Annotated in this window: 21 protein-coding genes and 1 riboswitch; of the genes, 9 read left to right on the top strand and 12 right to left on the bottom strand. The window is 36.8% G+C overall.

What is annotated here, in order from left to right; translation table 11 throughout:
* Positions 1-73 precede the first annotated feature (73 nt).
* From ubiB to ATZ99_RS06110, 4 genes are all read right to left on the bottom strand, one after another.
* Entirely contained in the window at positions 74-1,726 is a 1,653-nt protein-coding gene (gene ubiB, locus ATZ99_RS06125) for a 2-polyprenylphenol 6-hydroxylase (RefSeq protein ID WP_083947388.1), read from the bottom strand.
* 63 nt (positions 1,727-1,789) lie between these two features.
* Positions 1,790-3,181: a flagellar assembly protein A gene (locus ATZ99_RS06120; RefSeq protein ID WP_068748363.1), complete on the bottom strand. Its 1,392-nt coding sequence runs from the start codon at positions 3,179-3,181 to the stop codon at positions 1,790-1,792.
* Between the two features lie 96 nt (positions 3,182-3,277).
* Positions 3,278-5,389, bottom strand: coding sequence for a heavy metal translocating P-type ATPase (locus ATZ99_RS06115; RefSeq protein ID WP_068748395.1), 2,112 nt, complete (start codon positions 5,387-5,389; stop codon positions 3,278-3,280).
* A 14-nt stretch (positions 5,390-5,403) separates the two neighbouring features.
* Positions 5,404-5,778, bottom strand: coding sequence for an ArsR/SmtB family transcription factor (locus tag ATZ99_RS06110; protein ID WP_068748362.1), 375 nt, complete (start codon positions 5,776-5,778; stop codon positions 5,404-5,406).
* Positions 5,779-5,941: 163 nt separating this feature from the next.
* A riboswitch (SAM riboswitch) is annotated at positions 5,942-6,055 on the top strand.
* 90 nt (positions 6,056-6,145) lie between these two features.
* Here ATZ99_RS06110 and ATZ99_RS06105 point away from each other — a divergent pair.
* From ATZ99_RS06105 to ATZ99_RS06090, 4 genes are read left to right on the top strand one after another with little or no spacing between them, the layout of a single operon-like run.
* Positions 6,146-7,339: a homocysteine biosynthesis protein gene (locus tag ATZ99_RS06105; protein ID WP_068748361.1), complete on the top strand. Its 1,194-nt coding sequence runs from the start codon at positions 6,146-6,148 to the stop codon at positions 7,337-7,339.
* Positions 7,340-7,350: 11 nt separating this feature from the next.
* Entirely contained in the window at positions 7,351-7,752 is a 402-nt protein-coding gene (locus ATZ99_RS06100) for an NIL domain-containing protein (protein ID WP_068748360.1), read from the top strand.
* Positions 7,753-8,493: a UPF0280 family protein gene (locus ATZ99_RS06095; protein WP_068748359.1), complete on the top strand. Its 741-nt coding sequence runs from the start codon at positions 7,753-7,755 to the stop codon at positions 8,491-8,493. It abuts the gene before it with no gap.
* 24 nt (positions 8,494-8,517) lie between these two features.
* The gene (locus ATZ99_RS06090) at positions 8,518-10,935 is read left to right on the top strand and encodes a homocysteine S-methyltransferase family protein (RefSeq protein WP_068748358.1); all 2,418 of its coding nucleotides are present in this window, start codon (positions 8,518-8,520) and stop codon (positions 10,933-10,935) included.
* On the opposite strand, the gene ATZ99_RS06085 is transcribed toward ATZ99_RS06090, so the two are convergent.
* The 4 genes from ATZ99_RS06085 to ATZ99_RS06070 form a co-directional block, all read right to left on the bottom strand.
* Positions 10,936-11,421, bottom strand: coding sequence for a hypothetical protein (locus tag ATZ99_RS06085; protein ID WP_068748357.1), 486 nt, complete (start codon positions 11,419-11,421; stop codon positions 10,936-10,938).
* A 22-nt stretch (positions 11,422-11,443) separates the two neighbouring features.
* Positions 11,444-12,718, bottom strand: coding sequence for an ArsB/NhaD family transporter (locus ATZ99_RS06080; protein ID WP_068748356.1), 1,275 nt, complete (start codon positions 12,716-12,718; stop codon positions 11,444-11,446).
* Positions 12,719-12,868: 150 nt separating this feature from the next.
* Positions 12,869-14,488 carry a glycoside hydrolase family 26 protein gene (locus tag ATZ99_RS06075; RefSeq protein ID WP_068748355.1) on the bottom strand — a complete coding sequence of 540 codons (1,620 nt, stop codon included), beginning with the start codon at positions 14,486-14,488 and terminating at the stop codon, positions 12,869-12,871.
* Positions 14,489-14,518: 30 nt separating this feature from the next.
* A complete protein-coding gene (locus ATZ99_RS06070) occupies positions 14,519-14,860 on the bottom strand; it encodes a LapA family protein (RefSeq protein WP_068748354.1) in 342 nt (113 codons plus the stop codon).
* A 214-nt stretch (positions 14,861-15,074) separates the two neighbouring features.
* Between ATZ99_RS06070 and glpX the strand changes: the two genes are divergently transcribed.
* From glpX to ATZ99_RS06055, 3 genes are all read left to right on the top strand, one after another.
* On the top strand, positions 15,075-16,052 hold the full coding sequence (gene glpX, locus ATZ99_RS06065; RefSeq protein ID WP_068748394.1) for a class II fructose-bisphosphatase: 978 nt from the start codon (positions 15,075-15,077) through the stop codon (positions 16,050-16,052).
* A 150-nt stretch (positions 16,053-16,202) separates the two neighbouring features.
* Complete coding sequence (locus tag ATZ99_RS06060; RefSeq protein WP_068748353.1) at positions 16,203-16,568, top strand: CidA/LrgA family protein; 366 nt, start codon at positions 16,203-16,205, stop codon at positions 16,566-16,568.
* Positions 16,561-17,253 carry an LrgB family protein gene (locus ATZ99_RS06055; RefSeq protein WP_068748352.1) on the top strand — a complete coding sequence of 231 codons (693 nt, stop codon included), beginning with the start codon at positions 16,561-16,563 and terminating at the stop codon, positions 17,251-17,253. The genes ATZ99_RS06060 and ATZ99_RS06055 overlap by 8 nt, the downstream gene beginning before the upstream one ends.
* Here the strand turns inward: ATZ99_RS06055 and ATZ99_RS06050 are convergent.
* Positions 17,234-18,454 carry an EAL and HDOD domain-containing protein gene (locus ATZ99_RS06050; RefSeq protein WP_068748351.1) on the bottom strand — a complete coding sequence of 407 codons (1,221 nt, stop codon included), beginning with the start codon at positions 18,452-18,454 and terminating at the stop codon, positions 17,234-17,236. The two genes, ATZ99_RS06055 and ATZ99_RS06050, sit on opposite strands and share 20 nt — an antisense overlap.
* 168 nt (positions 18,455-18,622) lie before the next feature.
* On the opposite strand from ATZ99_RS06050, the gene ATZ99_RS06045 reads away from it, so the two are divergent.
* Positions 18,623-19,126, top strand: coding sequence for a flavin reductase family protein (locus ATZ99_RS06045; RefSeq protein WP_068748350.1), 504 nt, complete (start codon positions 18,623-18,625; stop codon positions 19,124-19,126).
* Between the two features lie 56 nt (positions 19,127-19,182).
* Here ATZ99_RS06045 and ATZ99_RS06040 read toward each other — a convergent pair whose 3' ends face one another.
* Positions 19,183-19,482: a carboxymuconolactone decarboxylase family protein gene (locus tag ATZ99_RS06040; RefSeq protein WP_068748349.1), complete on the bottom strand. Its 300-nt coding sequence runs from the start codon at positions 19,480-19,482 to the stop codon at positions 19,183-19,185.
* Positions 19,483-19,515: 33 nt separating this feature from the next.
* On the bottom strand, positions 19,516-19,818 hold the full coding sequence (locus ATZ99_RS06035; protein ID WP_281178167.1) for a GNAT family N-acetyltransferase: 303 nt from the start codon (positions 19,816-19,818) through the stop codon (positions 19,516-19,518).
* Positions 19,819-19,896: 78 nt separating this feature from the next.
* Between ATZ99_RS06035 and ATZ99_RS06030 the strand changes: the two genes are divergently transcribed.
* Complete coding sequence (locus ATZ99_RS06030) at positions 19,897-20,562, top strand: YczE/YyaS/YitT family protein (RefSeq protein ID WP_068748347.1); 666 nt, start codon at positions 19,897-19,899, stop codon at positions 20,560-20,562.
* A gap of 284 nt (positions 20,563-20,846) precedes the next feature.
* On the opposite strand, the gene ATZ99_RS06025 is transcribed toward ATZ99_RS06030, so the two are convergent.
* Positions 20,847-22,130, bottom strand: a complete 1,284-nt coding sequence (locus tag ATZ99_RS06025) for a dicarboxylate/amino acid:cation symporter (protein ID WP_068748346.1) — start codon at positions 22,128-22,130, stop codon at positions 20,847-20,849.
* Positions 22,131-22,224 lie beyond the last annotated feature (94 nt).

The raw sequence follows: 22,224 nt of genomic DNA, 5'->3' as shown, positions 1-22,224 counted from the left end.
CCGGTTAAGCCTCCCCCAAAAATATGTAATTTCCTTTCTATTCTATCACTAATAACCTTAACAGTCTATAAATTTATCCCGTTCGTAGAATTGAAATCAAAATCATAAAACCGAAAAACGCTGCTAACATATATCCCAGCATCCCAATTGCAGAAATACCGAAAATCATAGGACCTACGTTAGCACGAATAATTAAAGAAGAAGCTACAATTATTGCCGATACTATTATCCCTATTACCAGCCGGTTCACCATTTTACTCAGCTCAAAGGCAAATTTTTCTAACCCTCTGTATTCAAAATCGATCTTAATATTGTCCTCGGCCAATTTGTTATTCAGTTTATTTATAATTTCTGGAATCCCTTTAATTGCTTTTTGAAATTTTCTCAGTTCCTCACCGGCATTTTTAATTACCCTTTCAGGGCTGTAATTGGAAATTATTAGCTCGTATACATAGGGCTTGGCCACACTGACAATATCAAAATCGGGATAAAGCTCTTTCCCGAGACCTTCTGCGGTAATTACCGCTTTTATCAGCAAAATCAAATTTGAGGGCACCTTTACCCTGTGCTTTTGAGATAATTTCAGCATTTGTGGAAGCATTTCTGACATATTTATTTCTTTTAAAGTCTTCCCGTAGAATCTTTCAATAACATCTTCCACATCCCATCGTAACCGGGAGTAATCGATCTTCCCCTCAATAAATCCGATCTCCAAAAGCACATCACAAACCTTGTCTATATTTTTGCTGATGGCTCCCTGTATAAGTTCCAGCAATTTGTATTTATAAAAATTATCCAGTCTTCCCATTATCCCGAAATCTATGAAGGCAATCCGCCCATCTTTCGTTAGAATAATATTCCCGCCATGAGGGTCTGCATGGAAAAATCCATGTTTGAAAACCTGCTTTAGCACCGCTCTTATTCCTTTTTCCGCCAGTTCTTTTTTTGAAAAACCATGTTCTTCAATGCTCTTTATATCCTTTATTTTTATTCCATCAATATATTCCATTACAAGTATTTTTTTTGTGGTATATTCCCAGTAAACCTTTGGAACATATACCGAATCGTCTCCTTTAAAATTTTTTCTGAACCTTTCTACATTCCAGCCTTCCCTTAGAAAATCCAGTTCATTTTTTATTTCTTCCGAAAATTCTTCTACAATTCCAACGGGGTCGTATAACCGACTTTCAGGGACATACCTTTCTAAAAGTCGGGCAGCATGAAACATTATTTCCAGGTCGGAATTTATTATCTTCTCAATATCCGGTCTTTGAACCTTTACCACCACTTCTTCTTTACTTTTTAACCTTGCCCTGTGAACCTGGGCAATGGATGCTGCTGCTTTTGGCTGTTCTTCAAAATAATCAAAAATATCCTCTAATTTCTTCCCAAGCTCCGATTCGATTAAAGACTTAATGTATGGAAAATCAACACCGGGCACTTCATCCTGTAATTTTTTTAATTCCATTATATAATCTTCCGGCAATAAGTCCGGTCTCATGCTTAAAATTTGTCCTAATTTCACGAAGGTGGGACCAAGTTCTTCCAGCATTAATCTTACTCTAACGGGAGTACTTACTTTTTCATCCACGGTTTTGATCTTGGGTATAAATTTTACTACACCTATCCTTGTTAATATATACCCAAAACCGTATTTAAAAACTGTGTTTACAATTTGCTGAAGACGTTTTGCGTTTTGAAAGGAAAAACTCAGTGCCTTTTCCAAAAAAATACCTCCCCTCAATTAAAATATAGCACCGGAAGGGAGGAAAGTAAAATATTATCCCTTTTATATGTATTTTTCAATTAATATACTTCCCTCTTTATTATAAAAAACCACCCTTTCCATATTATCTTTGACCCGCAGAATTCCATTACCAATTTTTATACATACACCGGGGTATACCGTTTCCTTAGTCACTATCCTCGCCGATGATACTTTTTTTACCTCTTCCTCTAAAATCTTTTTCTCTTCATCTATATCGCTTAATCCTTGTTTCAAAGAATCCCTTGTTTTGTAAAGTTTTTCTAAAGCCGAGTAATTTTCCTGAGAAATTTTTCCGCTATCTTTCATAGCTTCAAAAAGAAGTATAGCCCTTTCCACCTTTGCCAGTTCGTATTCCGTATTCTTAATTTTATTAATCGCTTCCTGCAATCTAATATTCAAAAAAGGATTTACACCTACCTCAATTTCCGTTATTGTCGCGAAGGGAGAACCTATTATCCTGGCCACAATGCCCTCATAGGCCGAGATTCTTCCTCCCACGAGAAGACCTTTCTTCCCGGTAATTTCTATCCTTCCACCGGCAATCAGTACGCTGTGCATGGCAGAATCGGTAATATAAATATTTCCTTTTGTTTCTATGTAGCCGTTTTCGATAAATTTTATCGTAACATCGGAAAGAGCTTTAATTATCCCCTTTCCCCCTCCCTTTACCCCTCCCTTTATCAGCACCCTTCCTTCGGAATGGATTTGAGCACCTTCCACATAACCCTCTATTTCTATGTCGCCCTGGGCTTTTACTCTGTATCCTGTAAGTACATTGCCGTAAATCTTTAAACTTCCCAAAAAATCAATATTTCCGGTTTTAGGACCAATATCACCTTTTATTTCAAAAACCGGGTTAACGCTTAATTTTCCATCGTGGAAAACGGGAGAACCATCAATAAGGGAGAATAATTTATTCCTGTCTTCAGAAAAAATAACATTTTTACCGGGGAAAAGTTTTGGCTCCTTACCATCCTTTGCCGGAATAATTCTTCCTTTAACTGTATATCCGGGAATACCCCTGGTGGGTGGAATTTTTTCCGCCAGGAGTTGACCTTTTAAAACATTTGTAATATACCCTAAATCGTGAAAATCTACCCTGCCGTCTTCGCTAATTTTAGGCTTGAACTCCCTTTTTAAATCAAAGTAAAATTTGACATCACCGTTTTTACCTGGTACCGGCTCCTTTCCCTTCGCCACCTGTACTTCGGTATTAAAAATCCTCTCCTTTACTGCCCTTTCAACAGCCGAGATATCAATCCCGTAAATAACCCCTTTTTCCTTTAATGCATTCAACACATCCTCTACATTTAATGCAACCTCTTCTTCTTTAGAAATAATAATGATATAAGCCGACATTTCATCCTGGGTTATCCTTACATCGATCTTAAAATTTTTTTCATTATCCGCCACAGTAAAAACCTCCTATGGCCCCCCCTTTTTTAATTATATCATAATTGAAGCAAAATTCTCTAAAAAATATAAACCCCCGGAATTCCGGGGTAATTTTTAAATTCGTATTTTGAGCAATCTCAATGAATTTAAAACCGCAAAAAGAGCAACTCCCACATCTGCGAAAACCGCTTCCCACATGTTGGCATGTCCGAAAGCACCAAGAATCAGGATTATTAATTTAAAACCAAGGGAGAGGGCTATATTTTCAATCACTATCTTTCTTGTTATTCTTGCAATTTTTATTGCTTTTACTAAATTATAGGGTTTATCCTCCATCAAAACCACATCCGAAGCTTCAATAGCAGCATCCGATCCCAATCTCCCCATAGAAATTCCTATATCGGAACGCATAAGCACAGGGGCATCGTTTGTTCCATCACCCATAAATATTAATTTACCTTTTTTTGTTTTTTGCTTTATTAACTGCTCAACTTTCTCAACCTTCTGGTGGGGCAACAACTCCGGGTAATACTCTTCAATGCCGAGAATTCGCGATATATGCGCAGCGGCGCTCGGTTTATCTCCCGTTAACATTACGATATTTTTTATCCCCATTTCCTTCAAAGACTTAATAGTTAGAGCAGAATCCTCCCGGATTTCATCGGAAATTACTATTGAACCTGCATAAACTCCATTAACCGCTACGTGTACCTTGGTAATACCTTCTTCGTTTTCAGTCTCATAAAAATCAATATTATTCTTTTTCAAAAGTTTTTCATTTCCTACTAAAAGCTCTAACCCATTCACCAAAGCCTTAACCCCATATCCCGGAATTTCTTCAAATCTCTCTATTTTTTGCCCCTCAATCTCTTTTCCGTAAGCCTTCTTCAGGGATAAAGCTACGGGATGATTGGAAAAACCTTCTGCAAGTGCTGCAAATTCAAGCAATTTCTGCGGTGAAAAGCCATTTTTTGTTTTTACTTCTGTTACTTCATATACCCCTTTTGTAAGCGTGCCCGTTTTATCAAAGACCACTATTTCAGGAAAATTCAAAGCTTCTAAATAATTCCCACCTTTAATTAATATCCCCTCTCGCGCCGCCCTGCCAAGACCTGCGAAAAATCCCAGAGGTATCGATATCACAAGGGCACATGGGCACGATATTACAAGAAATATTAAAGCCCTGTAAAACCAGAAAGAAAAGGATGTATCCTTGAAAATTAGGGGCGGAAAAATTGCGATAAGAACGGCGAGTAATACTACAGCAGGCGTATAATAGCGGGCAAAGGTGGTTATGAAATTTTCTGTCTGAGCTTTTTTAAAAGATGCTTGCTCCACCAGATCCAATATCTTAGAAACCGCAGATTCTTCATAATTTCTTGTAACTTTAATGATTAAAAGACCGTTTTTATTTATACACCCCGACAAAACTTCATCTCCTGGATTTACCCGCTTTGGTATAGCTTCACCGGTTAAGGAAAAAGTGTCAATAAAGGAGCTACCTTCTACAACAATACCATCAAGGGGTATTTTTTCTCCTGCCCCTACCGCGATGATATCCCCTGCTTTTACCTTTTCAGGTGAAACCTTTATAAAGTTGCCGTTAATTTTTAAATTTGCGTAATTTGGCCTTATGTTCATCAATTCTTTAATAGATTTTCTTGAACTGTTTACGGCTCGTTCCTGTATTTTTTCACCGATCTGGTAAAAAAGCATTACAGCTACACCTTCCGGAAACTCTTTTATTGCAAAGGCCCCCAGGGTAGCAATTGTCATAAGGGAATTTTCATCAAAAATTTGTCCTCTCAAAATATTTTTAAAAAATCTTTTTATCACATCCTTACCGGCAAAAATATAAATCATTAAATATATAACAATTTTTATATTACCGGAAAGATTAATTATAAAAGTTAAAGCAAATAAAAGAATGCTTATTAGTAAAAGAAAAATTTCGCTTTTATAATACCTAATTTCTTCTAAATCCTCGCCTTTTTTGCCCTTTTCTTTAACAGTTACATGGGGCTCATAGTTTTTTACTATTTTTTCAATTTCTTCTTTTATTTTTGAATAACTGCCATTATCCTCAATTTCCAGGGTAAGGATTTGGCCTGACAGGTTGATAACGGCATTTTCCACAAAATCTATTTCTTTTATTCTTTTCTCTATTTTATCCGCACAAACGGGGCATGTCAGCCCTTCTAACAACAATTCCTTCCTATCTTTCAAAATAGCACCTTCCTTCAATATTTCTCTTTTATGTGCAAAAGACCCTGATCGAAAACCTGCTTTACATGTTCATCGTCAAGGGAGTAATAAACCACTTTCCCTTCCCTTCTGTACTTTACCAGCCTTGCCTGTTTCAAAACCCTCAGCTGATGGGATACAGCGGACTGGCTCATATTTAAAAGAGCTGCTATATCACATACGCACATTTCCGAAGAAAAAAGAGCACACAATATTTTAATCCTCGTAGTATCACCAAAAACTTTAAAAAACTCCGCTAAATCGTAAAGTTCTTCCTCGGGCGGCATTGCTTCCCCTACTTTTTTCACCACATCTTCATGAATAACCGTGCAATCGCATCTTTCAAGATTTTCATTTTTATCACTGACCAAAACTCAAACACCCCCTTTTTTAGTTGAACATATGAATATTTGTTCAATTATTATATTTACATTATAAAAATATTTTTTTAAAAAATCAATGTTAAATTTATTGACAGGAAATTTTCTTGCTGGTATAATTTCATCAATTAAATATGATAAAGGTTTTTAAAACCTCTTATCAAGAGTGGCGGAGGGACTGGCCCTGTGAAGCCCGGCAACCGTTAGAAGCTTTGCTTCTAAAATGGTGCCAATTCCTGCAGAAGCTTGGTCTTCTGAGAGATAAGAGGGGCGTACTTAGAATAATATCTAAGGCCTCTTATCTTGATGAAGAGGCCTTAAATTTTTATATCTATAATTTTAAGAAAGGAGATTGCTTATGGGTGTAGAACGCACAATCAAAGAAATCAATGAACGAATAAAAAGCGGAAAAGCAGTGGTGCTTACAGCGGAGGAGGTTATAGAAAAGGTCAAAGAAAAGGGCATAGAAGCTACTGCCAGGGAAGTAGATGTAGTAACAACCGGTACTTTTGGACCCATGTGTTCTTCCGGCGTTTTCTTAAATTTCGGACATAGCTCTCCCCGTATAAAAATGCAAAAAGTTTGGCTGAACAATGTACCCGCCTATACCGGCGTAGCAGCAGTAGATGCCTATATAGGGGCTACCGAACTCCCGGAAGACGACCCTTTAAACAGCGATTATCCGGGCGAATTCCGCTACGGAGGCGGTCATGTAATAGAAGACCTGGTGGCACGAAGACCGATAAGACTTAAAGCAACAGCTTACGGAACGGATTGCTATCCCAGAAAGGAAATTGAAACAACCATTACCCTTGATGACATAAACGAAGCCATACTTTTCAACCCGAGGAACTGCTATCAAAATTACAATTGTGCTGTAAATTTAAGTGATAGAACAATATATACTTACATGGGCACATTGAAACCCAATTTAGGAAATGCAAACTACTCCACTTCTGGACAGTTAAGCCCCCTTTTGAAGGATCCTTTTTTTAAAACCATAGGCGTTGGCACCAGGATATTTTTAGGAGGCGGTATAGGATATGTAGCCTGGAATGGAACTCAGCACTTTCCATCAATACTAAAAGATGAAAATGGAAATGAATTATGCGCAGCAGGTGGAACCCTTGCCGTAATAGGCGATTTGAAAAAAATGAGCCCTAAATGGCTGGTAGGAACGAGCTTTAGAGGTTACGGAGCCACATTGACGGTAGGAATCGGGATACCAATTCCAATTTTAAATGAAGAAATTCTTTATTATGCAGCTAAAACCGATGATGAACTTTTTGCTCCAATTGTGGATTACAGCGATGCTTATCCAAATCGAAAACCCGGAAATCTTGGATATGTAAGCTATGCCCGGCTAAAAAGCGGAAAAATTAACGTTTTAGGGAAAGATGTCCCAACAGCGCCTTTGAGCAGTTACCCAAAGGCCAGGGAAATAGCTTATATTTTAAAGGAATGGATAATAAAGAGAGATTTCTTATTGAGCGAACCCGTAGAAGCTCTGCCCAATCCCCACTCCGGTATAAAAGGAAAGGTATTAAATTAGGAGGGATTTTTATGACCGAGAAAAAAGTGGTATTAAAATTTTCAGCCCAGAATGCCGACAAGCCAATTATTTATCATTTGGTAAAGGATTACGATTTAATAATAAATATCCTAAAAGCTTCTATTAACCCTCATAAAGAAGGAACTATGGTTTTAGAAATTTCCGGTGACAGGTATGAGGAAGGAATATCCTTCCTGGAACAGCATGGAGTATCGGTTTTACCCATTGAAACTGAAGTCGTAAGGAATATTGAACGCTGCACTAACTGCGGGGCGTGTACAGTTCACTGCCCCACCCAGGCATTATATATAAAAAGACCTTCGATGGAGGTTGAATTTGACGGTGAAAAATGCATCCTTTGCCTCATGTGTCTGAAAATTTGTCCCGTTCGCGCCATGGAGGTGAAGGTATAGTTGCCCTACGAGCCAAAAATTTACCGGGAGCTTTATAAAGAAAAGGATTTATATCATTTTCAGGTTACCATTGAAGAAACCGACCTGGATATTGCCATAAGGCAAGAAAGGTTTAACCCCAAAATTAAAGATATGGTATATCTCTTGGTACAAAAAGAAAGGTTGCTTTTAAAAGATTACATAAAAAAAGACCCGGAATTTATAAAAGCTCTTGAGCCATATGCTCCCTTACCCGGTGCCCCTTTATCCGCCCTGTCTATGAGCAAAGCCGCCCAATTGGCGGGTGTAGGGCCAATGGCAGCAGTGGCGGGGTATTTTTCTGAGATTGTAGGAAAAATGCTTTCTAATTACTCCGGTGAAGTAATAGTAGAGAACGGAGGAGATATATGGCTGAAATTAAAAAAGACCCGAACGGTGGGAATATTTGCAGGAAATTCACCCTTTTCAAATCGTATAGGTTTGGAGATAAATCCCAATCGCACACCCCTGGGAATTTGTACCTCCTCGGGCACCGTGGGTCATAGTTTAAGCTTTGGTAAAGCCGATGCCATGGTAATAGTAGCTGAGTCCGCAATCTTAGCCGACGCAGTGGCAACGGCTGCCTGCAATATGGTCAAAAGTGAACGGGATCTGGAAAGGGCGGTTAATTTCGCTCTTGACATCCCCGGTGTGATCGGTGCTCTCAGTATACTGGGAGATAAAATGGCTGCAAAAGGATACATCCGATTGGTTACCCTTTAATTTTAACCCGGGAGGAAGTAGTATATGAATCACCCTTTTTTAAATATTATAAATGAAAAAGTCGTCATTTTTGACGGCGCCATGGGGACACAGCTTATAAAACGCGGTTTAAAGCCCGGCGAGTGTCCGGAGTTATGGAATATCGAAAAACCGGATATTATTGAAACAATTCACAAAAGCTACATTGAAGCTGGCGCTGAGGTCATAGAAACCAATACCTTTGGAGCAAATCGCATAAAGCTTTCCCACTTTGGGCTTTCGGATAAAGTTGGAGAAATCAACTTTAAAGCTGTACAAATTGCGAAAAAAGCAGCTGGTGGGAAAGCCTTTGTGGCTTTGTCCGTTGGGCCTACAGGTGTTCTGGTTGAACCTTATGGGCCTTTAAGCGTTGAATCCGCAGTCGAAGTTTTTAAAGACCAGATTTCTTCTGCTTTAGAAGCCAAGCCCGATATGATTCTTATTGAAACCATGAGTCAACTTTCTGAAGCCCGGGCAGCGGTTATTGCCGCAAAAGAAATATGTGACCTTCCCGTTATCGCTACCATGACCTTCGAAGAATCCGGCAAAACCCTGATGGGGACCGATCCGGCCACGGCCCTATTTGTTTTAAGTTCCGCAGGAGCTGATGTGGTTGGCATCAATTGTTCCTTAGGTCCGGATAAAATAGCCTTTCCCCTTCAGGAAATGTCAAAATATAAATGTATCCCTATTTTGGTGCAGCCAAATGCCGGTATGCCCGTTTTATCAGAAGGTGAAACTGTTTATCCCCTCTCTCCAGAAGAGTTTGCAAAAAGCTGTTTAAAATTATCTTCTATAGGGCTTAATGCTATAGGAGGATGCTGTGGCACAACACCCGAGCACATTAAATTTCTTAAGCACTCTTTTTTAAAAATTGAACCATTAAAAGTGATGCCTTTTTTAAATACCGTTATTTGTTCGGATAAAAAGACGATAATATTGACCGGAAAAGATCCCGTTAAAATAATTGGTGAACGTATAAATCCCACAGGTAAAAAGGCTCTATCGGAAGAATTAAAATCGGGAAAATTATCAGGAGTCATCCGGGAAGCAGCCCTACAAAAAAATGCCGGTGCAGATATTTTAGACGTGAACTTAGGAGTGCCTGAAATAGATGAAACTTCCCTGATGAAAAAGGTTATTCCCGCTCTTCAGGAGGCCGTAAACATCCCGCTTGCCATAGATAGCAGTAATCCCAATACCCTGGAAGCGGGACTCAGGGTCTATACCGGAAAGGCTCTGGTCAATTCGGTCAATGGAAGTAAAGAGAGCCTCGAAAAAGTTCTTCCCATTGTAAAAAAATACGGAGCGGTTGTAATTGGTTTAACAATGGATGAGAGCGGAATTCCAAAAACCGCCGGCGAACGGCTTCGAATTGCAAGAAAAATTATTAAGGCAGCAGAAAATTATGGCATTCCGAAACAAAATGTGATTATCGACTGTCTATGTCTGACAGCGGGAACCCAGCAGGAACAAGCCCTGGAAACTATCAATGCTATAAAATTAATCAAAGAAGAACTGGGTTGCCTTACTGCCCTTGGAGTAAGCAATATTTCTTATGGTCTACCAAGAAGAAATCTCCTGAATAGAGCATTTTTATCTATGGCCCTTTCGGCGGGGCTTGACCTGCCCATAATTAATCCTTTAGACAATGACCTGTTAGAAATAATTAAAGCGAGTGACGTACTAACAGGCAGGGATAGAAATGCAAGTCTGTTCATCACCTTTGCAAAAGCCACAAAAGACCGGGATAGCGAAAAACAATTTTTTTTAGAAAATATAATACCGGAAAGCAGTCCGGAAAAAAAGCTTTATGAAGCAATTATAAACGGTAATGATGAAGAAGTTGAAGATCCTATAGAAAAATTACTTTTAAATTACAGCGAGCCATATAATATCATAAACCAAATAATTATCCCCGCATTAAAAGAGGTAGGGGAAAAATACGAAAAAGGTGACTACTTTATCCCCGAGCTTTTGCTATCTGCTGAAGCAGCAAAAAAAGCTTTTGAAATAATAAAAAGAAAATTCCCTTCCGGAGAAGAAAAAAAAGCAAGGATAATACTGGCTACTGTTAAAGGAGATATTCACGATTTAGGTAAAAATATAGTTAAAGCCATTATGGAAAATTACGGTTTTGACGTAATTGACCTGGGCGTGGATGTGGATGCGGAAATAATTTTAAATGAAGCCGAAAAATACAGCGATTTAAAATTAATAGGTTTAAGTGCTCTCATGACAACAAGCATACCTTCTATGGAAACAACGATTAAACTCATAAAAAATAAAATCCCCAACTGTAAGGTAATAGTTGGGGGCGCCATACTGAACAAAGATATTGCCGAAAAAATCGGAGCAGATTTTTACGCTAAGGATGCATTAGAAGGTGTAAGAATAGCCGAAAAAGTTTATGAGAAAAATTGATCATTCAACCTCCAAGGATTCCGGATCTTTTTTAAAGTACACCCTCTTTTCAGGTATTGCACTTTGATGGATTTTCTCTTTAATTTCTTCTATCCTTTTTAAAAGATCATCAAACAGCTCTTCATCCACCTTGTAATAGAAAAACAAATCCTCTAAATTTCGGGCCGTATCCAATATCCTCTTATTTAAATCTAAAAATTTTTCAAATTTGCCGCTTTTGATCACTCCTTTTAACTGCTCTAAATCTATTTCTATCATTTTTACCACATCTTTTAAATCTTCATATACCCCTGCTGCCATTGGATACGGCTTAACCCTCTGTAAAAAATACTTATTTTTTGCATTTATATTGTAAACGTAACTTATCTCGTAGCCTTCCACAGTAAATTTTACATGGCACTGCTTTCCCAGAAAAACGGTCACCTTTCCTCCCATCTGCCTCAGCATCATTTCATGGACCGTTTCCCTAATATCAATTTCTTTCATTATTTTTTACCCCTTTTCTTTTCTATTTCAATTCAAATATCAACAAATATACGGTTGATATGACAATTGAAATCAGCATTAAAGGAAATCCCAATTTAGTAAAATCTTTAAAAGTAATTTTATAGCCTTCCTTTTCCATAACACCGGCAGTTACCACGTTAGCCGAAGCACCCACCAAAGTTCCATTTCCACCGAGACAAGCACCGAGGGAAAGCACCCACCACAAGGGAGTAATATTTATCCCGGTAATGGCACCAAGTCCTTTAATTAATGGGATCATGGTAGCTACAAAGGGTATATTATCCAAAAAAGCAGATAATATCGCCGATGCCCATAGTATTACTATCCCCGTTAAGACCAGATTGCCTTTTGTTAAATTTACCACATAATTTGCAAGAATTGAAATAACCCCTACTTCATTTAAGGTGCCCACTATAATAAAAAGCGATATGAAGAAAAAAATGGTGGTCCATTCTACTTCTACCAGCAATTCATCAATCTGTAAACCGCTGATAAGTAACAATAAAGTAGCTCCTCCTAAGGCAATCGTTGAGGATTCATAGCCGAGGTGTTCGTGCAGGAAAAACCCTGCGATTATCAATGCTAAAACCGCCAAGCTTTTTACAAGAAGCGTCCTATCTACTATTGCATTGTTTTCATCCAATTTCATTATCTGCATTCTAAGATTTTCGTCTACTTTCAATTCGTTCTTATATATATATCGCAAAATAAATACCGTAACCAATAAGATTATCAATACCACAGGGGTCAGATTTGCAATAAAATCTAAAAAACCCAGCCCCGCTTCAGAGCCAATCATTATATTGGGCGGATCACCAATCAGGGTAGCGGTACCTCCGATATTAGATGAAAGAACCTCTGACATTATAAAAGGCACGGGATTCAATTTTAACATTTTTGCGATTACTATGGTAACAGGTATCATCAATAAAACGGTAGTAACATTATCCAGAAAGGCAGAAATTACACCCGTCATTATCCCAAACATGACTATAATTTTTAAAGGATCACCCTTTGCCATTTTAGCGGATTTAATTGCAAGATATTGAAATAGTCCTGTCCTTTTGATAATTGAAATTACTATCATCATCCCCACTAAAACTCCGATTGTCGTATAATCTATAAATTTAGTGGCAGTTGTTTGATCAATCAAGCGTATTATCATTAAAAACATTGCCCCTAACATGGCCGCTACGGTTCTGTTCAGTTTTTCGCTGATAATAAATATAAAAGTAATTATAAATACTGCTACAGAAATAACTTGAATGAAGTTCATTTATAACATCTCCTTCAACATATTTTTATTCCATATCCTTTATACCCCCTTATTAAAGTAAATTCAATAAACCGGACATATATATTTTTAGAATAAATATTATACTTTTTTTTTATAAATATTTTTTTTATCGTTAAAATAACTTTCTGTTTACTGACCGATAAAAAACTTATATACCTTGCTTTTTGCCAATCTATTTTTAGAGTCCACCACTCTGATTTCCAGCGAATGCCATCCTTTATTGTAATTCCCGGGCGATAGCGTAATTTCATAAGGTAATTCTTTTTGATAAGACACCATGTTCCCATCAATTAGAAATTTTACTGCAAACTGATTATCATAAGTTTTAATAAAAGCGGTTATATTCATATCTTTTTCCAATGTAAAAGTTTCGGGCAAAGTTTTGTAATATCCGGATGTGGCTTGACCGCTCTTAATGAAATAGCTTGATTCAACGGCTTTTTTATAAGCTTCTTTTACCTCCGGGTTTTCAGTTAATGAATAATTGTTTATCTTTCTTTCTGCAGGAACGAAAGGATTGTCGATATTGTTGCTGTCAAACCAGCACACCATTTTAATCCTTGGATACTTCCTGGGCAAGTAATAGTATAATTTGTTTATCCTGTCTATCGCAAATTCTGTTAAATCCTTATCGGTTAATACGGTTTTATGAGTGGCTGCCCATTCGGAAATCTGTATGGGTTTTTTTGTGGAATATTTTTGATAAATATAATCCAAATACATTGAAGGGTCTTCATCAAAAGCCGGCTCATTAATATTCATATTATGATAGGCAACCGCATAAAAATTTACTCCCACCCAGTCCACGTATTCATCTCCCGGATAAAATTCATCAATATTTTTTTCCGGCACCGCATTAGGAGTCCAGACCATCGCTACATTCGGCGCAATTTTTTCAAAAACATCATGTACAAGCCTGAACTTTTCCTTATATTTTTCCGGATCATTGTAATAGGGAGTCCAGTTACCATTCATTTCCGAAGCAAAGCGAATAAATATCGGCCCTCCGTAGTTTGCAGCATCCTTAGCAAATTCCCTCAAATATTCGTCATCCTTAACCTCATCCAGGCTCGATGGCTCTATAGCCAGCTGGGGAATGGCTCCAGCTTTTTTAACTTCATTTACCCAGTTTTTCGGAAAAGGCTGTCCATAATGGTGATAGGTAAAAAATACTGAATGATTGCCAAAAATAATGTTGAATTCTTCAAAAATAGATTTACCGCGGTTTTTCAAGTTTGGGTCCGCATCAATGTATGCTCCTATATAAGCTCCCGAAACCGGTTCGTATTTCGCACCTGAGTAATTCTCTTTTAGATTGCTTTCCTCATAATAACTATATAATTCCACTTCAGTTGTAAGTTTTTTTGCTTTTGTTTTATAAATTTCCGCATCATCTTTTAAGCCTTTATTCTTATAAATTTCCGAAGCCTTAAAATATAAATTTGCTGCATCTTCCATTTTCCCTAATTCCTCGTAAGATTTAGCGAGCATAATAAAATTGGCTGCCGAGGGATTTCCTTTTGCCGCAATATCAAAATAATATACAGCTTTAGAATAATCCTTTTTATTATATGCTTCTACTCCGAGTCTATAAGCTTTATCGGGATGTATGTAATTTGTTTTAGTAGAAGTGGTTTGTTTTGTTTTCGCAGAATTTTTTGTGGTTTTCGCTTCTGCAAAAGCAGAATTAGTAAAAATCATGACCAATAGGATAAAAATCAAAACAATTTTTTTAAATAGATCAGCCAAAATTACTACCTCCCTTTAAAAGATATGATTTTAATTATTTTCTATTTTATTATTGGAAAGCATATTAATATTTTCCTTCAATTTCTCTATCTCCCTCCTCGCCTCTTCCAGCTCATTTTCTAAATTTTTTATCTTATTTTTATACTCCCTCATCTTAAAAGCCGTTCTTATACGAGAAAATAACCCAAGAACCATTACTGCTACAGCACCAAAAACGGTACAACCGATAATTATTAGAGCCTGGGACATTGAATAGATATTTCCAAAAAACCTTATATTTACAATTTCCGAATTAGAAAGGGCAAATATAGCTACGAAAAGAGCAAATAAAAGGGCTATCACTATAAATATCTGCATCCTCTCCCCTGACATATTACCACTCCTTTTCATTTTTCTTCCTTATATTATACAATTTTTGAAATTTTTAAGCTACTTGTTTTTTCGCAATAAAATTGCACCATACATATTAAATATTTTAACTTAAAAAGTGCATCAGACTTTCTTTTTATGATAAAATTATTACAGCATTATTTTGTTATTCTACTATTATTAATATTATTAAGATGAGGGGGATTTCCAGATGGAAATGGAAAGAAAACTTTCTTTGGAATTTGCCCGGGTTACTGAAGCAGCAGCGGTTGCAGCAGCGCGCTGGATGGGGAGAGGAGATAAAAATAAGGCCGACGAAGCGGCTACCGAAGCCATGCGAGCTGTTTTCGACACCATTGATATAAGAGGAGAAGTAGTAATCGGTGAAGGTGAAATGGACGAAGCTCCAATGCTTTATATAGGTGAAAAATTAGGAACGGGTTACGGCCCTGCCTTAGATATTGCAGTGGATCCGTTAGAAGGAACAAACCTGGTAGCAAAAGGACTTAACGGGGCAATTGCAGTGGTAGCAGCAGCTCCAAAAGGATGCCTTTTAAATGCTCCGGACATGTACATGGAAAAAATTGCCGTAGGCCCTGCCGCAGCTGGAAAGATTCACTTAGATGTCCCTGTAAAAGAGAATCTGAGGATTGTGGCAGAAAGCTTGAAAAAATCGATTTCCGACCTCACGGTGGTTATTTTAGATAGACCCAGGCATGACCAATTAATAAAAGAAATTCGAGAAGCTGGAGCAAGAATTATGCTAATTTCCGACGGAGATGTTTCACCCGCCATAGCCTGCGCATTTGAAAATTCCGGTATCGATATGATGATTGGTATAGGGGGTGCCCCCGAAGGAGTTCTTGCAGCGGCCGCTTTAAAATGCCTCGGAGGAGAATTAATTGGACGGCTAAAGCCGGAAAATGAAGAGCAATTTGAAAGGTGCAAAAAAATGGGTCTTTCAGACCCCGAAAAAATTCTTACCTTAGATGATATGGTAAAAAGCGATGATATATTTTTTGCAGCGACAGGAATTACCAATAGCAATCTCTTAAAAGGTGTACACTTTACATCAAAAGGTGCATCCACACATACTCTGGTAGTGAGGGGAAAAACAGGAACAATACGTTTTATAGAAGCCGTTCACCGCTTTGACAAAAAGCCCCGTTATAATTTAGTAGGATTAAAGGTCTAAGTCTCTTTAAATCCTGCGAAACTTTATTTAAGTATCGGGTCAGAAAATCTGATCCTTATTTTTTTAATATACAAATAAGTAAAATTATGGACAATTAAATATTTTAAATGTTATAATCATCTATACCTGTCAGGTGAGGAGTAATTGATTATGGAAACAATTAGAGGATTTTCAATTATAATTTTTTGCCTTTTCTCGGGGGATTTACTTTCAAAAAGTCTTAATCTTTTAATTCCGGGAAACGTATTGGGTATGATTTTATTGTTTTTATCTTTGTACTTCAAAATCGTTAAATTAAGGGATATTGAGAATGTAGCAAACGGCCTTATAAAAATTTTATCTTTTTTATTCGTGCCTGTGGCTGTAGGAATAGTATTGTATTTAGATATAATTTATAAAAATGTCGTCCCCCTTCTTTTTTCAATTGTAATTAGCACATATGCAGTTCTCCTGACAACGGGTTTTACTGTGCAATTTTTAATAAGAGATAAAGGTGGGGCTAAAGAAAATGATTGAAGAAATTTTAAAAAGCCCTCTATTTGGAATAACCCTTACTTTTATTGCTTTTGAGATAGGTTTGTATGTACAAAATCGAACAAAATCTTTTGTAGCAAATCCCCTTGCAATTATTTTAATAATTATCTTTCTTGTCCACTTTAAAATACCTTACCAGGATTACAATGAAGGAGGAAAATATATAAGCTTTTTTTTGGGTCCCGCTACCGTTGCCCTCGCAGTTCCGCTCTATAAAAATTTCGCTACAATATTAAAGTACAAATTGGCCATTTTTATAGGTATAACGGTGGGCTCCATTACCGGTATTATTACTTCTTTGCTGATTGCCCTTTTATTAGGAGCTGATAAAACAATTGCCTTATCTCTTTCACCCAAATCCGTAACAACACCTATTGCAGTGGAAATTTCCAATATGCTTCACGGTTATCCTTCTATTACTTCCACTGCAGTGGTAATCACCGGAATTATCGGTGCTTTAACCGGCCCGGAGGTGTTGAATTTTTTTGGAATAAGAAATAAAATTGCAAAAGGAATTGCGATGGGTACGGCTGCCCATGGACTTGGGACCTCAAGAGCGGTTCAAGAAGGTGAAATAGAGGGTGCAATGAGCGGATTGGCTATCGGCGTGGCAGGAGTGATTACCTCCTTTATACTTCCCCATATTATTAAAGGGATAATAGATTGAGCCATTCCCACACTGAAAAATGAATTTTTGATAACAAATTAGTTTCGATATTCATTATTTTTGAGTATTTTTCTACCCTTTCCCAGTCACCTTTTTCATAGAATATAACTAAATTCAATATTTCCCATAACTTACCTTTTTTCTCCAATAATGATTCTTTTACTCTTTCAGGAAGCATTAAATTGTCTAAAATTTCTTTCATAGGTCTGTTTAAAATCACATCAATCATAGAAAATAATCCTACAAAATATGCTAAAATACTATTTTCTTTTTCTCCTATTTCCTTTGCTAAACTTTCGCAAAATCGTGCCCTTGCAAGTGAAGTCAAAGTTAATTCATCGGGCTTATCCTTTACTAAATCTTTTATCAGCATGATGCCTATCCATTTTTTTAATTCTTCGTAACCTAAAAAGACTAATGCTTGTTTTATAGAATATATATCATTTCTTTTGTAATATATTGAGGAATTTACAAGCCGAAGCAGTTCATAGGACAAAGAAACATCTTTTTCAATTATTTCTTCAATATTATCGAAATTTACTTCATCTTTATTCAATTCCTTTATAATTTCAAAATAATTTTTCTTAATTACAGGTATACTTTTCCCCGAGATTATTTCGGGCTTTTGGAAAAAATAACCCTGAAAAAGTTCATACCCGCTGTTAACAGCAAACTTAAAGTCATCCAGGGTTTCAATTTTTTCGGCTAAAATTGTAACATTTTTACCGTTAAATATTCGCGGTATTAAAGCCAGAGTTTTTTTGTCATTTTTTAAAAAATCCACCTTAATTATATCTACAAGCTCAAGTAGGCCAAAATATCTTTTATAATTTACTAACTCAAAATCATCAATAGCTATTCGATAGCCTTTATTTTTTAATAATTTAATAGATTCTATAAAACTAAAATCCGGTTCAATATTTTCCAGAATTTCTACCACAATAACATCCTTAGAAAATAACTCGGGCAATCTGTTTTTTATGATTTCCTCGGGAAAATTGATAAAAGCTTTTTTCCCTCTTGTAATTAAATCAATGCCCATCTGAATAAAAACATTATTCAGTACCTTAATAGTAGCCTCTTCAGGGGAAAGATTTTCATTATTAAAATTATTAATAGAACTACTTCTATAAAGGATTTCGTAACCGATAACTTTATAGTTTTTATTAAAAATTGGCTGCCTCGCAACGAAAATATCCATATCATCTACCTCTTTTATACCAAGAAAATTATAATTAAATTAAATATCTCTATAAAAAAATGTTACCCGAAATTTCACTATCTTGCAACAATTTTCAAACTTTTTTGTATGTATAATTTTTACTACAGGTAAAAAATTATTAAAAAATAAACTTTTAGGAGGGATTTTGTGGACAAGAATGTACTAAAAAAAATCTCTTATGGTCTTTACATTGTTAGTTCTCTTAAAAACGGAAAATTTAACGGGCAAATTGCAAATTCAGTATTTCAGGTTACGGCAGAACCGGTTCTTTTAATAGCCAGTATTAATAAATCAAACTTGACTCATGAATACATTTCCTCTTCAAAAATATTTACAATCTCAATTTTATCTCAAAAAGCAGACTTTAAATTTATTGGGAATTTCGGTTTTAAATCCGGCAGAGATGTAGATAAATTTTCAGAAGTAAACTTCAAAATTTTAAATTCCGGCGCACCCGTGGTTATCGAAAAATGTTCCGCATGGTTAGAATGTGAGGTGATAAACTCTTTCGATACACCTACTCATACTCTGTTCCTTGGTAAACTGGTAGACAGCGAGATTATAGATGATTCCGAACCATTAACCTACGATTATTATCAAAAGGTTATTAAGGGGAAAACCCCTCCCTCAGCGACGACTTATATAAAGTGACCTATATAAAAAAGCCTCCGTAAAGGAGGCTTTTTTAATAAGTCTGATACTTTATTTTACTTAAAGGCGTTGCTTAAAGTACTCAACGTTTTCATCCCCGACACCATATAAGCAATTCTCAAAGTTTCCGCTATTTCCCCTTCAGTTGCTCCCATTTGCCTTGCAGTCTTTGAAAGGCTTTCTACACCTTCAGGAGAATTTGCGAAAGCATCCAAGGCCAGGGCTATCAATACCTTAACTTTTGGTTCCAATTCTCCGGGTCCCATAGCCAGATCAAAATTTTTAGATACGATTTCAAATAGTTTGGGATCCTTTTGCTCCAGAACACTGACAAAAGGCGGATAATTTCTCGACATATTATGCACCCCCAATTTTTATATTTTTGTATTTCAATTTTCAAACCTTACCATCATATAATCGTCAAAATGGGAAAACCCAAGCTTTTCATAGGCTCTTACCGCAGGTGTATTATACTTTTTTACCATTAATACCGGCTTCTTCCCCCTTTTAACTATCCTTTTACAAAGTTCGGAAACCATTGTTTTACATATCCCTTTATTTCTGTATTCTTCCTTTGTATATACCCCGCCGATCTGGTTTACCAAATCCGTTGACACCTGAATATATGCCTGCCCTACGATTTCATCATTGTAGATCGCAAATATGTACATATATATTTTTCTTGACAAAATCTCATCCTGCAGCGAAAATATAATATATCCAGCATTGCCTTGTTATCTTACTAAAGCGACAAAGAAAGGAGCCAAAAAATGAAGCAATTTTTCTTTCGATTAACAAAACTATTTACAGGGCTTTTCTTTTGTGCCCTGGGAATAGCTTTTACAATAAATGCTCGCATAGGATTTTCTCCCTGGGATGTTTTTCATGCAGGACTGGCAAAGACTTTAGGGATAAGTATTGGCACCGCTTCTATAGCAACAGGCATATTAATTTTAATATTAGTAATCCTTTTAGGGGAAAAAGTGGGACTGGGTACCGTTTTAAACATGATTTTAATAGGGGCATTTTTAGATTTAATACTTAATCTTAATTTGATTCCAACCGCAAGAAATTACATATTAGGAGTAGCAATGTTAATAGCAGGTATGATTATTTTTTCTTTTGCTACGTACTTGTACATTCAGTCAGCCTTTGGCGCGGGTCCAAGGGACAGCTTAATGGTTGCCCTTTCCCGCAAAACAGGCTATCCAATTGGTTTTTGCCGTGGATTTATAGAGCTAATAGTAGCATTAACTGGTTGGAAACTCGGTGGAATGATTGGAATTGGAACGGTGTTATTTGCTTTTTTAATCGGGTTGTTTATCCAGATTACTTTCAAAATTTTTAAATTCGATGCTACAAAAGTCAAACATGAGACTTTTGAAAATACTATTAAGCAATGTTTTACTTCAATAAGTGAAATTAATAAATCATAAAAAAAAGATGGGTTTCTAAGGACCTGCGAATAAAATCTATATTAGAAATCATAGTATCTTCCTCCCTAAAACTTTACTTTACCATGTTACATATTATGTTGATATTACTTATCCCGTCACTCTTCCCACTTTGAATCTTTTAATCTTAGTGAAGCAGGTATTACCAATTTTGTCCCGGAAATATTTGATTTGGATTAATCAAATAATTATGGGTATTCACATAGAATACCCACCTTAACTGAAAAAGACTTTTTTTATACTTTGTTTTTATAACAAAATCCAGATTATTCAGAAGGAGCCTGGAATTTTTGCTTATCGAATTCTTTCAACACAAATTTAGAAACGGTCAAAACACCCAGAGGATCGCCGGTAACGTTAAGCATTGTGTTAAACATATCAATAACTACGTAAATGCCCGCTATCCAACCTACCGGGTCTAAAGGAAGTCCTAAGGTCTGTAAAGTCAAAGCCGCAATCATTATGCCTCCGCCCGGAACACCGGCACACGCTGCAGCACCGAATACTCCCATCAATAAAGCTACGACCACGTGAGCTACCGTTAAATTCGCTCCATGCATCTGGGCTACCCATACCGCATATATTGGCATTTCGGCAGCCACCGCCTGCATATTTATGGTAGCGGCAAGTGGTATAATTACATCCGCAGCATCTCCCGGAACACCCAGAGTCTTTGTAACCCTTAAAGTAATTGGTAATGTAGCCGAGCTGCTCTGTGTAACAAAGGCAGTGAGCATCGCGGGATATACTTTTTTCCAGAATATTAGAGGATTTACCCCTAAAACCAGCATCATAAACAGGGGATGAATAATTAACAACATTACAAAATACGCTACCCATTGGGTAAATACCATTTTACCCAGCGATGCTAACCCCATAGTTCCAACCGTTCCTACCAGATTCGCCATCAATGCAAAGATTCCTATCGGAGCGTACCATAAAATAAAGTCTACAATTTTATATATCAACGCCTGTAGAGATTCAAACAGTTTTTTAAGGAAATTGTGTTCTTCGGGAGCCACATTATTCAAAAATGCAATAGCAAACCCTGTTAACAGAGCACAGATAATAATCTGCATAGTATTAAGTTCTAAAAATGCTCTCACCGGATTATTGGGTATAAAGCTCATTAATACCTGAGCAGCGGAAACTTGAGCCAACTGTATTTCCTTTGCCCCCAATTGAACTCCTACACCGGGTTTCATGATATTAGCCATGGTGTAACCTATGATTGCTGCTATAAGTCCAAAAATAAACCAGTAAACCAAAAATCCACCGAATATTTTCCCGAGCCTTTTGAAACTCTGTACCGTAGTAACTGCCGTTGCGATAGAAATAAAAATCAGCGGTCCTACAATAAACTTCAAAAGCGCAATAAAAATATCACCCAGTGGTTTTATAACTGCAACCCCCGGCCCAATTATCCACCCTGCAATAGCACCTATAAAAACTGCTATCAGGGCGTATAAAGGCCTTTTGCCAAGTCTTAAAGTCTGCTCTACCCCATAATAATAATACCCCCTCGTATAATATGTTTTAGAAATTATCATAGAACCTTTTTAGGTTCTTGATAACCAGGTGTGCCTTTGCGAAAATTAATTTAGGTTGGTCTGGGGTCACTCTTAAATCCCCCTGTGGCCCGGT

It is taken from the genome of Thermovenabulum gondwanense, assembly GCF_001601575.1.
Classification (GTDB): Bacteria; Bacillota; Thermosediminibacteria; order Thermosediminibacterales; family Thermosediminibacteraceae; genus Thermovenabulum; species Thermovenabulum gondwanense.
Note: the sequence above shows the minus strand (reverse complement) of the source record. Positions and strands in the feature narration are given on the sequence as shown.